Below are 15244 nucleotides of genomic sequence, written 5' to 3'. Positions count from 1 at the left end.
GAATGTGTTCCCGTTAGGGAATTACAGTCACTTACCACCGTGGCAAGATGTTTGATTGCTCAAAAACACCGACAATCTACAATAGTAGATTTTAAAAATTATTGATGGTTATTTACTATGAAATAACCTCGTTGGTCTATAAAACCAACACGCTTGACGTTCTGTTTAGTTTTCAAAGAACTTGTCCATCGCTCAAAAGCGACTTTATCAATATAACATGTCTTGCTCTTGAGTGTCAACAATTTTATAAAAGTTTTTTTAAAGCTTATCTTCAATTGTTCTCACCAAAATGCGGCGACGAAGAATAATATATCATGTTATAAATGGTTGTGCAAGTATCTTTATAAAAAAAAAGTTGGAAAAACACACCAAAAACCCTTAAACTTTTTTTGTTAACTATCCATGTGATATGTAAAGTAGTAATAGGATAGAAATTAAAACCACAAGGGGAGCTTATGGCTGAGAGTGAACTTCTATTCAGACCCTTCGAACCTGTTAGATTATTCTAACGTAGGAATGTGTCTTTTGATGAGGAAGCGATGTAGACAGAGTCCATTATGAGCTTTGTTTTCAGCATTAGCACTGATACTAGATTTTGTTTCGTTTAAAATTCGGGCTCAAGGTGTTTCATTATCAATGATACCTGTTTTCCTCCATTGCATATCGCTGGAGCCTAAAAAGTGATTTATTATAAGGATTAGTTTATGGAGTTTTTGCAAATTGTTACCGGGCAAGCTTGGATCTGCTAGTGCCAACAAGCACTCATTGTTTATATTTTTGCTTTTACTACTTTAAGATTTGCGGGAGTCTTTACGAATAATAGTAAAGAAGCATCAGATCGTAACCTAAAATCGAGGCTATCCTTCATATCTTCTTAGGTGCAATTTTGGCAAGTGGACTATGACTTTTAGCTCATTTTATTGTAGAAAGCGTCTTTTTTGAAGATTATGCCCCTTGAAGGAACTCCTGTCGTTATTTATTCATACGTTTATATGGATCATATACGCTACCAGCCTTTATCATTGTTTTACTCGTTTCCTCATTTAAGAGAACTTTACAAATTAATAGATAATAGAAAACACCTCCTGCTTATCATAGATATGAATTAGGGGGTGTTTTTCATATCCTGTTTTTCCTAGTCTATAATATCTTTTCTTGTATCCACAGGTTTTTAACAATTTTTGTGGATAATATGTTGATAAAGTATTCAGGCTTGTTAGTATATTAACAAATTCTGTTGATAGCCTGTTAATAACTTTTAATAGAAGAAATAATCATATTCCTACTATCTCTATCATAACTATTAATAGAACAATCAGTTGTAGGAGGATTCATAATGTTAATGGAAATCGCCATGCTTATATCATTTCTAATGTCTGTCTTCTTATTTTTAGTTGGGTATAAGGAAGCAATAACCATCAGTAGAGCAAGTGGTCTCGTAAACGGTGGAACAATGATCTTCTGTTTTGTTATGGGATTAATATTTGCCATCTTTGCCAATACCTTTTCTTCTAATTTATCCTAGTGAAGATCACTAGGTCTTTTTTTATCCTTTTTAACGGTCTCTTTCCTTTTAAACAATAAAAATAAACAAATTCCTACAATAACGATCAATCCACCAAATATTTGATGAATTAATGGAAGCTCGTGAAACACATAATACGCTAAAACGGACGCTCCAATTGGTTCAAATAAAATGGCTACTGAAATAATAGAAGTACTTATCCACTTTAAAGAATAATTAAATAATGTATGCCCTAGTAGAGTTGGAACAATGGCAAGAAGTACAAAATAAAACCACTGCTCATTTTCATATTCAAAAAAGGAATCCCCACTTAATACTGCATAAATAAATAAGGTAATCGTGCTTACGGAGTATACAATAAAAGTATAAGTAATTAGCGACAATTGCTTTCTAACATGTTGTCCAAATAATAAATAAATCGTCACTAATAAGCAAGCTACTAATGCTAGAATGTCTCCCCATAGAGCCAAACCACTAATACGAAAGTCACCCCAGCTGATAATCACACTTCCTGAAATGGCTAATGTCCCACTTAAAATTGTCTTTAATGAAAATCTTTCTTGAAAAAATAAGTATGTTCCAATAAATGCAAACAAGGGCTGCATTGTAACTAGCACTACCGAACTTGCAATTGAAGTAAAGCGCAAAGATTCAAACCATAATACGAAATGAAGGGCTAAAAATACCCCAGCAATGATTGAAAAGAGCCACTCCCTTCTATTGATTCTTTTTAATTCGTTTTTATACTTAACAAAGACAAGTGGGAACATAATCAAAATCGAAAAAAACAATCGATAAAAAGCCGTAATCGAGGAAGGAGCACCTGCTAGCTTTACGAAAATGGCTGATGCTGACACTGATAGAACACCAATAGTTAGAGCTATGTATGCCTTTGTCATTTGAGGTTTCATCGAAGATCACCTTTTGTTAAAATATTTTGAAATTTCAATCTCTTAATTTTATAATAAGAATACGTATTGTTTCATATTATTCATTGTAGATTCTATTTTAATCTTTTCTATTAAAAGGGGGAAGAAAATGATTCAACTAAAACAAGAAACAATCGGTAACCTCTTATTAAAAGCAGTAAATACAAATGCTGAAAAGGAAGCCCTTGTATACTATAAAGAGGGAATTAGGTATACATATCAGGAGTTTTGGGATGAAACTACTAAAGTAGCGAAAGCATTGTTAGGGCTTGGGATAAAAAAAGGGGAACACCTTGCAATATGGGCAACAAATGTACCTGAGTGGGTCATTTTACAATTTGCATCTGCTAGAATTGGCGCTGTATTAGTAACAGTGAATACTAGCTATCAGGAGAGTGAATTAGAGTATCTCCTAAAGCAATCCGACAGTACGACACTTTTCTGTATTAATGGCTTTAAAGGAACGTCCTATACAGACATTATAGCTTCCATTTTAAACCTCATAGATCCGCATAAAAGTATTTCAAATCATAAACTACCCAATTTAAAAAATGTCATCTTTATTGGGGAAGAAACGTCTCCGTATGAAATGATGCATTGGAATGAAATGCTCAAGCTCTCAAACAACGTTTCGGATGAAGAGTTGTTAGAAAGAGAAAAAGATACACATCCAAGTGATGTCATCAATATGCAATATACCTCTGGAACGACTGGTTTTCCAAAAGGTGTCATGCTTACCCATCACAACATTGTAAACAATGGTTTTCTAGTTGCCCAAGCAATGAAGTTAACAAATGAGGATCGACTATGTATACCTGTTCCGTTTTTTCATTGCTTCGGTTGTGTATTAGGGGTATTAGCTTGTGTTTCCGTTGGTGCCACTATGCTACCAACAATCGAATTTGACCCAAAACTTGTTCTTGAGGTTGTAGAAAAAGAACGATGTACCGGATTACATGGTGTACCTACCATGTTTATCGCAGAGCTTAATCACCCAAATTTTCATGAGTTTGATCTTTCCTCGTTACGTACTGGTATAATGGCGGGATCTAATTGCCCAATTGAAGTCATGAAAAAAGTTATGAATGACATGGGTATGAATGATATCACGATTGCTTATGGACAAACAGAGGCATCTCCGGTCATCACCCAAACTGTTACTGATGACCCTATAAGTAGAAGAGTAAATTCTGTCGGGAAAGCTCATCCGTTTGTAGATGTGAAGGTTGTGGACCCTAATACAGGTCTTGAAGTACCTAGGGGAGTTCAAGGAGAACTATGCACAAAAGGCTATCTAATAATGAAAGGGTATTATAAGATGCCTGAGGCAACGATGGAAGCAATCGATGAGGATGGCTGGCTTCATACTGGTGATTTAGCCACTATGGATGATGAAGGGTATATTGCCATTACCGGCAGATTAAAAGATATGATTATTCGTGGTGGGGAAAATATTTACCCACGTGAAATTGAAGAGTTTCTTTATCAACACCCTTCTATATTAGATGTTCAAGTCGTTGGTGTCCCCGACGAGAAATATGGCGAGAAGGTTGCAGCGTGTATTGTACTTAAAGAGGGACAGTCTCTCTCAGAAACAGTTATTCGTGATTATTGCACAGGCAAGCTGGCTTATTATAAAATCCCAGAGTACATTTTCTTTGTAGATGAGTATCCGATGACGGCTTCGGGTAAAATTCAAAAATATATACTACGGGAATGGGCATCAAATTTATCAAAGGAAGTAATGTAGCACCGGGGTCCCCGATGCCTTTCTACTACAAAAAATAACGAAGCTTTTTAATAAGCTTCGTTATTTTTCAAATGCTATACTTTTGATTGGGATAAATTGATTCATAATCCCAAGTGTGATGATATCTTTATCAGACAATATATTTGTATGGTAAATGGTAAAGAAGAAATAGTCCTTTCTCGTAGTGGAGGATGAAATAATAGGTTTTGCTACGTAATCTACTCCAATACTAACGAGAACACCTTTTTCCTCAGTAAGTCGGTCTGCAACCCATGATACATATTTATCCTGACCTGGGTTTAAGATAATCATTAGTAGTATAAAGGCAGTCACCAACATGACACCAACATATTTCTTTTTCAAGATAGAAACCTCCATTATTATAGTCGATTTCCATCCTTTCCAAAGATTCAATAGTTTAAACCTATTTTACCGTTGATCCCATTCTTCTTTAAGGATACTAAACATATAAGCATCAAGAAGTTCACCTTCTTGAATAATATAATGACGAAGTAAACCTTCGTTTTTGAATCCTAGTTTTTCAACCACTCGGGAGGATGCTGCATTGTGATTGACGATTGTTGCCCCAACTCTATTCATTTGTCTATTTTCAAATAAGAAATCAATTACTATAGCAAGTGCCTCTGGCATTATTCCTTTTCCCCAAAAAGCTGGACTTAAATCGTATCCTACCTCACAACGCCTATAAGAATTCGATATATTATGAAAACCAACTGTTCCCATCGTTTTTCCCGTTTCTTTGTCTGTAATGGCCCATCGCATCACAGTATTATTTTCAAATCCATCCTTAAATGAATCGATGAAACCGATTGCGGACTCTCTTTCCTTCATAGGGGACATTCCAAAATATCGGACGACTTCAGGATTACCAAAGTGTTCTAATAAAAAGTCAGCATCCTCCTCTCTTATCTTTCTAAGTATTAGCCGATCTGTTTCAAGAATAGGATAATTAGACATACGGTACCTTCTTTCAATATTTAATGACTGATTAATAGATTATACCAAAATTAGGTAGCAGATGATTATCCTTTTTTCCTTATTGACTAATTTTTGAAAGCGATTTACAATAACTTCATACTCATTACGGGGCATTAGCTCAGCTGGGAGAGCGCTACGCTGGCAGCGTAGAGGTCAGGGGTTCGAGCCCCCTATGCTCCATCACCGAAAATCCCTTGTCGTACAAGGGATTTTTTTGTTTCTTCATTTCTTCTTTTCCCATTCAAAATCTCTTTAAGTTCACAAAATTCACGTTTCCTCATTTCGACGATTTGGATCTTTGTATTTTCCCATTTCTATTTCAAGCTTTTCTACGGCCTCTTGATCGGCATTCGGCCATAGATGACCATAATACCTAAAAGTTGTTTCAATATCTTGATGACCTAGACGCTTTTGTACAATAGTGGGTGAGGCACCACTTCGAATAAGTAGGCTAGCATGTGTGTGTCTCAAATCATGAAAGGTTATTCGGCGTACTTTCGCTTTTTTAATGAGATCATAAAATAATCTTCGAACATTTGACGGGTTTTGAAAGCCACCATGACTTACAGGAAAAACTAAATCCAACTCATATTTATAACCATCACCATAACGTTTCTTTAGTTCATCCTGTTTCTCTCTGTGCTTTTTTAACTTCTCAACTAGATTATCCGGGATAGATAAGGTACGGTAACTTTCTTGACTTTTCGGCATAAGTTCTGGATTTCCATCTTCATCATAGGATACACTTCTGGTTACCGTTACCGTTTTCCGCTCAAGATCAATGTCAAACCAAGGAAATGCCAGCAGTTCTCCTTGCCTTACTCCTGTTGAAAGTTCAAATTCAAACATGATATCTTTTCCTTCTTGTTCTGCAACATCTAGAAATTGAGTGACCTCTTTATAATTCCAAGGATGAGCAATTCGGTTTGGATCCTTAGGTTTACTTTTCTTCATTGAACTCATTGGATGCTCAGCCAGATAACCATCTTCCACAGCAGAATAAAACAACGTTGATAGAAACTTGTGAATTGTGCTGATTGTTTTATCTGCATATTTCTCCCGCTTTTTTTGAGCATAAAAATTTTTTATATCATCAGACGTAATGTGGGAGAGAAGTTTTTCTCCAATGCCCTGATCACCCATCAGTTCACTCCATTGCTCAGGATTTTTATTTGAAGTTAGGATGATTGAACTTCGTTCATATAAGTGATTTACTATCTGAAAAAATAGATTTGCTTCACGCTGATCCATTGCCATATACATTAAATCATCAATTATTACTAAGTCAGATGATTGAAGTCTCTTTATCTGTACTTGTGATTTATGAGTAAATTCTTGTGTTTTTAATAATTGCATTAATTCTCCCATTGTCACAAAAAAAACTTGAAACCCTCTTTGAATAGCTTCTATTCCCAAGCCAATAGTTAAAAAGGTTTTGCCTACTCCAGGCGGTCCTAGCAATATTAAGTTGTATTGTTGTTCTAACCAACTAAGCTCTTTTAACTGTGTTAAATGTCTTTCTGTTATGGCTGATTGCTCTTCCACCATGAATTCACTTAGCGTTTTAATATAAGGGAACCGAGCCCATTTCATTCTTCGTTCAATGCTTTTGGCTTCGCGTTTATTCAGTTCAAACAATGTATTAACGGAGTCAGAAGATGTTGAAACACTGATTTTGTTCTCAGCACTCTCTATGGAAGGCGATGAAATCTTTAAGTAATTAACTATATCTCGAAGATCATTGGCACTATAGAGCTTTTCTTTAATACATATAGTAAGTGCTTGATTTATTAATGCTGAATCTTTCTTTATCAGAGTTAGGAGAATTGTTAGTTGATCTCGTCGATATCGATGATATCTTTTACATATCTCATCTACAAAGGCATTCGCATCATCCTGATTATCAAAAAAAGTAATGATACTATTTTTCATCTCTTCGATGCCAAGAGAACGGTCTCGCCTATGATTACGATTTTTAATTAATCTTCCTTTTTCTTTATTAATCTGATGTTCAGCTATCTTTTCACCATCAGGTTGTTTACGAATAATTAATATGCCAGGAAAGTCACCTTTAATCTCTAAGAACACCTGGTTTTTAGGAATTGAACCGTAGGTTCCTAATGGTAACGAGTAACGATTCGATTCATAACGAATCGTGTTGTCCTTACCTACATTCCTTGTTATACTGTTTGTAAGGTTACTTTCAATCGAAAGTAGGGGAGAGACTGGTATTAAGTGTTGCTTTTCGACGAGAAACACTTCTACTGGTCTCTTTTTCGTTGTATTGTGAACATTATAATTTCCGGTACGTTCTAACCACTGAATTGCGCGTGTATTCCAATCTTCTATGTCTTTAAATACTCGACTATCAGCGAAATTTCCTTTTATGTATTTCACTACATTTTCAATCATACCTTTTGATTCAGGATCTGCTTTTCTACATAAATGAACTCTAAACTTACAGTCTTTCACATATGCTTGGAACTCTGAAGTTAATATTAAATCTCCAGCATTCTCACTAACCGCAATTAAATTATCTTGATCATAAACTATTTCTTCAGGCCTTCCTCCAAGATATTTGAATGCATTCACGTGACATCGAATGGTATCCTTTGTTGTAAATGGTCTGTCTTGCCATTCCATATACTTATATCGTGAATGTGCTAACACAAAAGCTATAAAATATAGCTTTACTTCTTTTTTCGTCGTTGTCTTTTGCTTGGTTACTCCCCAATCTACTTGTATTTGCTTGCCCATAGGTTGCTCGGCAATAGCTTCGTATTGACGTACTTGAGCTTTCTTTTCGATTTGGTTGTATTTGGCAAGTAAAAAATGTATCAAATGGCATTTAAAAATGTATGCCACTTGCCACCCTAGTTTAATTGTGTAATAAAGACTCTTTGTACCTGAAACTATCACCTTTGAAGACTAATAAATGTGAGTGATGAATCAGCCTGTCAATAACTGCTTCAGTTAGAATAGGATCTCCAAAAACATGATTCCACTGACCAAATTGAAGGTTTGTCGTGATGACTAAGCTCTTACTTTCATAACACATTGATATTACCTGGAATAATAATTCAGCTCCTTCTTTATGCAATGGGATGTACCCAAGCTCGTCTAACACTAGTAGATCGAGCTTTTCTAACTGCTTCATAAACTTCGGTAAAGTGCAATTCTGATTAGCCTCAATTAATTTGTTTACCAAGCCTGCCACTGTAAAGAACTTTACGCAACTGCCAAATCTATTTATGGCATTTAAGGATAATAACGTTGTCAAATATGTTTTTCCTGTACCAACCCCTCCATAGAAAATGAGGTTTTCCTTTTCTGAAATAAAATCTCCATATAACACTTGCTCTCGTTCTATTCCTTGTGGAATTTGTATATGTTCCCACTGATAGGGACTTCCACCTGTTTTAGGGAGTTGAGCTTGGTTTAATAATAAGTTAATCTTTCGTTCTTCCCGATTGGCAACTTCTTTTTCAAATAGCCTGAGAAGGTATTCTTTTGGATCACTTTCCTCAACTTCATGATAGTGTTCTCTTATCCAACTTAGCTTTAATCGCTTTGCGTATGCTTCAATTTGCCTATCCATTGCTATAAACCCCTCCCTTAAAGAAGGTGTCATAATGATTTAAGCCACGGGTAACAGTTGGTAATGTCGGGACTACTAGATTTGTAGAGATGGCTTCGTGCGTACCTTTGTTGTTATGTAAGGAATAAAAACAGTGCTTAATTTGATCAGCACTTGGATGACCATTCTGTGAAGCTAAAGCTAATGCTTTATTTAGTAGACTGAAATCTTGGTTCTTTAAGAGCCGACCAACTAGGCGTAAGGCTTCTTTTTGCTCTTCTTCTGTACAATTACGCAAGTAATTGGACCATACTTCAGGGAATTGATTATATATACTCGAGTACTTAATAGCCTTAGGTCTCTTTGACAATAAATCTAGATACGGCTGCCATACCATTGATTTTCGGCGTGTCCCATACAATCTACTATGTTTTACAATTAACTCGTTGTTCTCACTTAAAACTATAACGGAGTTATAGGAGATACATAGTTTAACTCTCTGCTGAGAGAACCTTGGTGAAGTTGAGTATTGCTTATCATCTAAAGAGACAAATCCGTATTTATCTGCTTTTAGCTCTTGATAACGAACGCATTGAAACGCCTTCTCAGGTAATAAGAGCCACTCCTCTTTATCTTGTAAATAAAGTTTAGATTGGAGAATTCCTTTCTCATAATGAGGCTCGCACACTTTAGCACAACAAATCATTCAATTGCTTCTATTTCTTTTCGAATAGATGATAATTCATCTATTACTTTGTCTAGAATTTCTATGTTTGGTTCAAATATAACTTCAAACATTACTGAACCCTTACTACTTGCTCCAAACCTACCTACTCCAACATTCATATAAAGTTTATAACTTTTCTCTAAGCTATTTGATAATTCCACTAATTGCTCTCTTTTCATAATTGGTAGTTTACCATTGAAGCGTTGTACAAGTGTTTTAAATTGTCGGTCAAACTCGCTTATAAACTGTGCATATTCAATATAATGGTCTGAAATAGCAAAAGAACCTACATTGCTTGTTTGTTTTAGTATCAAAGACATTTCATGCTTGGCTAATTCAAAATACATATCTGACTGTTGTTTACTGATAGGGTAGTTAATATTCTTTTCCTGAAGTATTTTGGAAATGAACTGATTAAAATTTCTCCATTTTTCGGCTCTATCACTAAATTCATTCATAAGCATTGATTTCTCAACTATATTTCTTTTGTTCTGTTCTTTGGAATATAGATAAAATTGAAATCCATTGAATACAATTGAAAAGAATAGAAGTATTAATAAAACTAATATAACCTTATTCATCTCTCTCCCCCAAATGTCTTTTTCCGTTAGATCCTCTTTCTGTCATACAAATATTACCATAAAACCAAATGGTTTGTTTTATAACAACACTTTACCTGATAAACTCCATGAATACCTTCGACGCAATCAGGGACACCAATAACTAAATCTTTTACTTTCTTTCCTGTAATTTTTTCAGCATTTCTAAAATATTCGTAATGCTCTTTAGTTACTTGTACTTTTGGCATCTACCTCACTCCCTTATTACGCTTTTGTGTCCCCTGTCTACTTGACGGGGGTAGTTCATAATGCGATAGACTCTGATTAATTTTCAATTAGATTGACGTGCAACGTGCATGAGAAGGATTAAACCCTATTCTTGTTGAACTCTATAGAATAGGATAGTTGTGGAATTAAGTTAGACATCAGATAAAATTCTTTTAAAGAGATTAGATTAATAATGGGGTGTGTAAATTATTATGAAAATATTACATATATTATTACTTCTATCATTTTATCTATTATTAGTAGCATGCAATAACAATGAGGAAAATCAACTTGTTGTTAATTCAGTAGCACCAGAGGAAACCGAAGGAGAAAAGCCTAAATCAAATGGGGATATTAACGTTAAGAAAGAGGATATCGAGAACCCTATTCAAAGAGTACTTCCTGTTCCCACTGAAAAGATATCCATTTCAACCAATTTAAGAACATCAAAAAAGGAATTAGTAAATGGAGAAGAAATAACCTATAAACCTGTGTGTGGGCCATATGCAAATAAAGAAGTAAAACTATGTTTTTATTTACCAGAAAAATATGATATTAAGACAAAACTCAGTGACGGATTTGAATATTATATACTAGATGATGAAATTACATTAACCTATTACTGGGAGCATTTTTCTCTGGAGGAAAGGAAAAGTCAATTTGCTAGATTACTAATTGAATACCCTGAAGAATATTATGTCGATAATCAATTTTCTTCAATTAATGAGTATATTCAATCCAGGAAAAACAATAACTTTACTAGCATACGGTTTTACATAAAAGAATTAGAGTTAATGGTTAAACTTCAGTATACTAATAAACACAAAAGTATAATTAATGAGTTTGTCCCAACTATAAAAGAAATAGTAAAAGCGGAGTAACCTCCGCTTTTTGAATTTAATTGAAAAAATCTACATGGAAATGATCCGCATGGTCACTTCTTACAATTATCTTCGAGCTTGATAACCCATGATTCTTATAAAATAAGACCTTATCCACATTTGAATTAGCTATTAAAATCTCAAGTAGCTTTTTTTCTTGAGCTGCTGTCATACCTGCATTTCTAATATCCATGTCTTTTCCATCTTCGTGAGTGCTGTGTTCTGGGGTATTTTCTCCATCGATTAAACAACCATCGTTCAATTCAATTTTCGTTCCAAAAATATCTCTGTATTGTTGACCAATCTCTGCTAGAGTGTTCCTAGTGGCACTTGTTACCCAGCTATGATCAAGTTTATATTTTGCATCTGCACTCAATCCACTAGAAGTGTCATTATAGTTAGAATACCCATAGGTACTTTTATACACTCTTACAAACCCCAATGGGGAAACTCCTAAAAATGCATGCATCGCACTTCTTGCTGAATTTCCATATATACCATCGACTGTTAAACCTTCATTCATTTGAAATACCGCTAAGTTATCATCTGTTGCTGAATCAAAATAGGTTGAAGTATTACCTATTAATGAAGGAATTCCTATCCATAGATTAGAAGGAGTCTTACCTCGATAATCCCTTAAGTTTGCCTTCAATACCGCCACCTGTTCGTGAGAATCTCCTAAACGATACGTACTTTTGAAATTAGTTCCATATTCTGCATTTGAATCAGATGTTCCAACCGCTGCAACATTATTATGTCCTGCTGCCATTAATATCTCTCCCTTATATATTAGTTGAGGGGCCAAAGGAAAGAATCCCTCATTTCTACTTCCCTTGACATTATATAAAGGAGATATTATTCTTCAAATAACAACCTTTTTTTAAAAAACTATAAGTTTTCTTATAGTTATTTTTACTAGAACTATATTTGCTTTTCTATTTTTGACGACTGCTAAAATATTAGGCTTTTTACAGGGAAAGGGCTACTGACAGGAGTTCACACTAGCAGTGGATGGATATATTAATAATAAAGAGTGGATGTTGGATCATTTACCCAACATCCTCTTATTCTCTGGAGATTTCCACTCTCCATCCATATTTACTTTAATAATCTCTCCCTTACCAGAGATAATCACTATATTTTCACCATCAACATTATATCTCGTAGTGGGAATCTTCATTTCTATTTCTTCGAACTCCGGATGATCCTTTAGATAATAAAGACTGAACCTTAAAACTGAAGTACTTTTCGTATTTTCTTCTGAATCCATTGATAGTCCATCGACAAAGCCTTTGTTCGCGTTCAATGAGATATAATTGCTTATTGTTCAATTTTTAGTAACACTTCCATATGTGAACTCCACAGAATTCTTTTGTATCTTCTCGCTAATACAGGAAAGGTTCAACGCTACGACTACTACCAAAAATAAAGCAACAAACAAGATGATATACTTTCTATTTTTTTCAACTCATTCTCCTCAATTATAGATAACAAAAATTCATTTTATCCATTAATTGTATGAAACAGTTTCCATTACATTTAAAAAAAGTTGCTTAATATAGGAGCAACTTAGATAAAGCAAATTTATTTTTTTAATATCTTCTTTTCAAATTCTTCAAAACCTGGCACTTCATCTAGTGAGTAATGTAGTGCCTTTTCATAAACTAATAAACTGAGTTCTTGTTGCAAGTCCTCTCGTTCTTCAATGTGAGTTTGTCGTAGAGAGTAATTGATCTTTGGACATAATTTTTTGTATATTCGTTCAAACGCTCGTTCACTTTCTGTTTCTTGAAATTCCTTAACAACGGTATAAAGTGATGCACCCAAATTAAAATCCACCTTTCGAATTACTAATGTTTTTATTTAGCTCGACAATACTATTCCTTAACATTTCTAATTTTCTTTCTAGGCGAACTAACAAAAAGAGAGTAATTACAATATGAAAACCTAAATTGCTAATATTATCAATCCAAAAGTTAGCTTCTTCCACACTATCACCCCCCTTTCATCAATTTCTTTAGTTTTTCAATCGCTTTTCTTTTCGCCTTAGATACAGCTTGTTGTGATATGTCCAGTAAATCTGAAATTTCTCGTTCTTTATATCCTTTAACATAGTAATAGTTCAATATAGATTGTTGTTGGTTTGACAAGATTTTAAAGGACTCTATTAGCAAATCATTGGTCAGCAGATCCTTAAACGTTTCTCTACTGGAACTCGACTTCTCATTAGCTGGTATTGAGTCTTTTAAAGTTAACCCTTCTTCTATAGATGAATCTAATGTTGCAGTTTCCCTCTCGTTACGCCGCCTGATATTCTTATCATACTTAACAGATTCATAATAAAAGTATGTGGTTAGATATGAAATAAATCTGTATTCAAAATAGTGCTGCCTAAATACATCATCTAAAACCAAAGGATAATTTTTATAAGATAATAAACTTAAAACAAGAAGGAATTGATGTTGAACATCATCTAAAAACGACGAGAAAATACGATTTTTTGCATGCCTCTCATTACCTTCTAAGTAGGCTAAATATCTTATATTTAATAAGTGGAAGTTACTCATTTTCTTTTTCGTGCTTTTCTTCTTAAATTCATTCTCAATTTCTCGACGTTCATCAACAATAGTAAGAGCTAATTCTTCTAAATCCAAAGCATTGAAAATAGGTCTTTCACTTTTTATTTCAATTGGTACTAGAATGTTTTTTGAATAATACAGAGAAACATCAACTAAATTTTCAGTTGGTAAATCAGGATAATGGTAGGAACCTCTTACTTCATATAACATATGAACCTCCCAAAAACCGAATGCATGTTCTTATTTTAATATATAAAGGTGCATAATTCACTAGTATTACAACCATTTCTACTAAATTTTAGGGTGTATTTTGAATAGTACACCAAATAAAATACCCACTCTCATATGTTAGAAATACAGAGAAACGGGTACTATTTATAAAATATAACGGGATTTAAAATCCCCTTCTCTGTTCATTCTACATTGACAGTGTGTACCTCCATACAACAGTTCCGATTCTTTCATTTTTCAGTATCACTTCGGACAAATTTTAGAACACCTCTTCCAAGACGAGATCCACCTTAAGATACATTAACGGATTAGTTGTGCTCTTTAAATGTAGACAAGGCATAATAGCCTTGTTTGACTTAACCATCCTCATATTTGAAAGGAATCCAGGACCAAAACTCCCTCTAAGTTAATTACCTTTTCCCTACCATTTAATTACTAATTTTTAAAAAGAAACTAACATTATCGGGGTATTAAATTATATTTCTTCTTTCACTAAGGCAGTATACTTTAAGTGAAATCCTTCACAAAGTCAACTAAAGCTGTATTTGATAATCTAAAATTGAGCCACTTTTCAAGGGTTTGATCACATAAAAAATGAGCCACATGATTTCCAAATTTAATCCCCTCTCTTATGATAGATAGTGACCAAACAATCTACATGAGAAGAGGAATAAAAGGATGATCAGTATGGCTCAATATCATAATATCAAATTTTTGATAGAGGTAGAAGGACTATCACAACGAAAGGTTGCAGAAAAGCTTGGTATTTCAAGGAATACCGTTAGTAAATATATCAAAGAGAATGAACCACCAACTACTATTCGACGTCAAACTATTTACGGTAATAAAGACTATTCCGAGGAAACAAAGCGTGTTTTACCTATCATTGATCAATGGCTAGAAGATGATTTGAAACATTGGAAAAAACAGAAACATACAGCTGCAAACATTTTTCGTAGATTAGAAAAAGAGTACGATTTTAAAGGATCGGAATCGAATATCCGTAAGATCGTAGGCAAACGCAGAAAGAAACTTCAGGAAGTCTTCATTCCTCTTGATTTTCAACTCGGCCACCAATTCCAATTCGACTGGGGAGAGGCGGATATTATTCTACAGGGTCGAACAATACGAGTATTCCTCTTTTGTATTCAGCTCTCAGCAAGTCGTGTACGATTTGTAAGAGCATACCTCCATGAAAAACAGGAAGCTTTCTTAGATG

Annotated in this window: 16 protein-coding genes, 1 tRNA gene, 1 pseudogene and 1 riboswitch; of the genes and pseudogenes, 5 read left to right on the top strand and 13 right to left on the bottom strand. The window is 34.3% G+C overall.

All coding sequences use genetic code 11. From position 1 onward, the window contains the following. Window positions 1-435 precede the first annotated feature (435 nt). Window positions 436-534, top strand: a riboswitch (TPP riboswitch). 802 nt (window positions 535-1336) lie between these two features. Further along, on the top strand, window positions 1337-1525 hold the full coding sequence (locus ACFSCX_RS20260) for a hypothetical protein (protein WP_377930077.1): 189 nt from the start codon (window positions 1337-1339) through the stop codon (window positions 1523-1525). Here ACFSCX_RS20260 and ACFSCX_RS20255 read toward each other — a convergent pair. After that, entirely contained in the window at window positions 1522-2436 is a 915-nt protein-coding gene (locus ACFSCX_RS20255; protein ID WP_377930076.1) for a DMT family transporter, read from the bottom strand. The genes ACFSCX_RS20260 and ACFSCX_RS20255 overlap by 4 nt on opposite strands. A gap of 109 nt (window positions 2437-2545) precedes the next feature. Between ACFSCX_RS20255 and ACFSCX_RS20250 the strand changes: the two genes are divergently transcribed. Then, window positions 2546-4204, top strand: coding sequence for an AMP-binding protein (locus tag ACFSCX_RS20250; protein WP_377930078.1), 1659 nt, complete (start codon window positions 2546-2548; stop codon window positions 4202-4204). Window positions 4205-4264: 60 nt separating this feature from the next. On the opposite strand, the gene ACFSCX_RS20245 is transcribed toward ACFSCX_RS20250, so the two are convergent. Together ACFSCX_RS20245 and ACFSCX_RS20240 are read right to left on the bottom strand one after the other, a co-directional pair. After that, a complete protein-coding gene (locus ACFSCX_RS20245) occupies window positions 4265-4567 on the bottom strand; it encodes a DUF4359 domain-containing protein (protein WP_377930075.1) in 303 nt (100 codons plus the stop codon). A gap of 66 nt (window positions 4568-4633) precedes the next feature. After that, window positions 4634-5182 (bottom strand): GNAT family N-acetyltransferase, encoded by a 549-nt coding sequence (locus ACFSCX_RS20240; RefSeq protein ID WP_377930074.1) that lies wholly within the window; start codon window positions 5180-5182, stop codon window positions 4634-4636. A gap of 128 nt (window positions 5183-5310) precedes the next feature. Here ACFSCX_RS20240 and ACFSCX_RS20235 point away from each other — a divergent pair. Further along, window positions 5311-5383: transfer RNA gene (locus ACFSCX_RS20235), tRNA-Ala, on the top strand. An 87-nt stretch (window positions 5384-5470) separates the two neighbouring features. Here ACFSCX_RS20235 and ACFSCX_RS20230 read toward each other — a convergent pair. The 5 genes and pseudogenes from ACFSCX_RS20230 to ACFSCX_RS20210 all read right to left on the bottom strand — a co-directional run. Continuing rightward, window positions 5471-8014: pseudogene (locus tag ACFSCX_RS20230) on the bottom strand (ATP-binding protein); the annotation flags it as partial. A gap of 67 nt (window positions 8015-8081) precedes the next feature. Continuing rightward, complete coding sequence (gene istB, locus ACFSCX_RS20225; protein ID WP_377930073.1) at window positions 8082-8801, bottom strand: IS21-like element helper ATPase IstB; 720 nt, start codon at window positions 8799-8801, stop codon at window positions 8082-8084. Then, window positions 8794-9486 carry a Mu transposase domain-containing protein gene (locus ACFSCX_RS20220; RefSeq protein WP_377930071.1) on the bottom strand — a complete coding sequence of 231 codons (693 nt, stop codon included), beginning with the start codon at window positions 9484-9486 and terminating at the stop codon, window positions 8794-8796. Before ACFSCX_RS20220 ends, istB begins: the two co-directional genes overlap by 8 nt. Next, the gene (locus tag ACFSCX_RS20215) at window positions 9483-10088 is read right to left on the bottom strand and encodes a hypothetical protein (RefSeq protein WP_377930070.1); all 606 of its coding nucleotides are present in this window, start codon (window positions 10086-10088) and stop codon (window positions 9483-9485) included. Before ACFSCX_RS20215 ends, ACFSCX_RS20220 begins: the two co-directional genes overlap by 4 nt. 53 nt (window positions 10089-10141) lie before the next feature. Beyond that, window positions 10142-10315 carry a hypothetical protein gene (locus tag ACFSCX_RS20210; RefSeq protein WP_377930069.1) on the bottom strand — a complete coding sequence of 58 codons (174 nt, stop codon included), beginning with the start codon at window positions 10313-10315 and terminating at the stop codon, window positions 10142-10144. A 231-nt stretch (window positions 10316-10546) separates the two neighbouring features. Here ACFSCX_RS20210 and ACFSCX_RS20205 point away from each other — a divergent pair, with 231 nt between their 5' ends. Then, entirely contained in the window at window positions 10547-11215 is a 669-nt protein-coding gene (locus tag ACFSCX_RS20205) for a hypothetical protein (RefSeq protein WP_377930068.1), read from the top strand. 16 nt (window positions 11216-11231) lie between these two features. Here ACFSCX_RS20205 and ACFSCX_RS20200 read toward each other — a convergent pair whose 3' ends face one another. The 5 genes from ACFSCX_RS20200 to ACFSCX_RS20180 all read right to left on the bottom strand — a co-directional run bounded on the left by ACFSCX_RS20200 (window position 11232) and on the right by ACFSCX_RS20180 (window position 14004). Continuing rightward, a complete protein-coding gene (locus tag ACFSCX_RS20200) occupies window positions 11232-11984 on the bottom strand; it encodes a peptidoglycan-binding protein (protein ID WP_377930067.1) in 753 nt (250 codons plus the stop codon). Window positions 11985-12260: 276 nt separating this feature from the next. Then, window positions 12261-12485, bottom strand: coding sequence for a hypothetical protein (locus ACFSCX_RS20195; RefSeq protein WP_377930066.1), 225 nt, complete (start codon window positions 12483-12485; stop codon window positions 12261-12263). Between the two features lie 314 nt (window positions 12486-12799). After that, window positions 12800-13042, bottom strand: a complete 243-nt coding sequence (locus tag ACFSCX_RS20190) for a hypothetical protein (protein WP_377930065.1) — start codon at window positions 13040-13042, stop codon at window positions 12800-12802. Window position 13043: 1 nt separating this feature from the next. After that, entirely contained in the window at window positions 13044-13205 is a 162-nt protein-coding gene (locus ACFSCX_RS20185; protein WP_377930064.1) for a YvrJ family protein, read from the bottom strand. A 4-nt stretch (window positions 13206-13209) separates the two neighbouring features. After that, window positions 13210-14004, bottom strand: a complete 795-nt coding sequence (locus tag ACFSCX_RS20180; protein WP_377930063.1) for a sigma-70 family RNA polymerase sigma factor — start codon at window positions 14002-14004, stop codon at window positions 13210-13212. A gap of 708 nt (window positions 14005-14712) precedes the next feature. On the opposite strand from ACFSCX_RS20180, the gene ACFSCX_RS20175 reads away from it, so the two are divergent. Further along, a partial coding sequence (locus ACFSCX_RS20175) for a helix-turn-helix domain-containing protein (RefSeq protein ID WP_377930062.1) occupies window positions 14713-15244 on the top strand: 532 nt, incomplete at its 3' end.

This window comes from Bacillus salitolerans (genome assembly GCF_042680805.1).
Lineage (GTDB): Bacteria > Bacillota > Bacilli > Bacillales > SA4 > Bacillus_CJ > Bacillus_CJ salitolerans.
The sequence above is the reverse complement of the archived record's forward strand: the minus strand, read 5'-3'. Positions and strand labels throughout refer to the sequence as shown.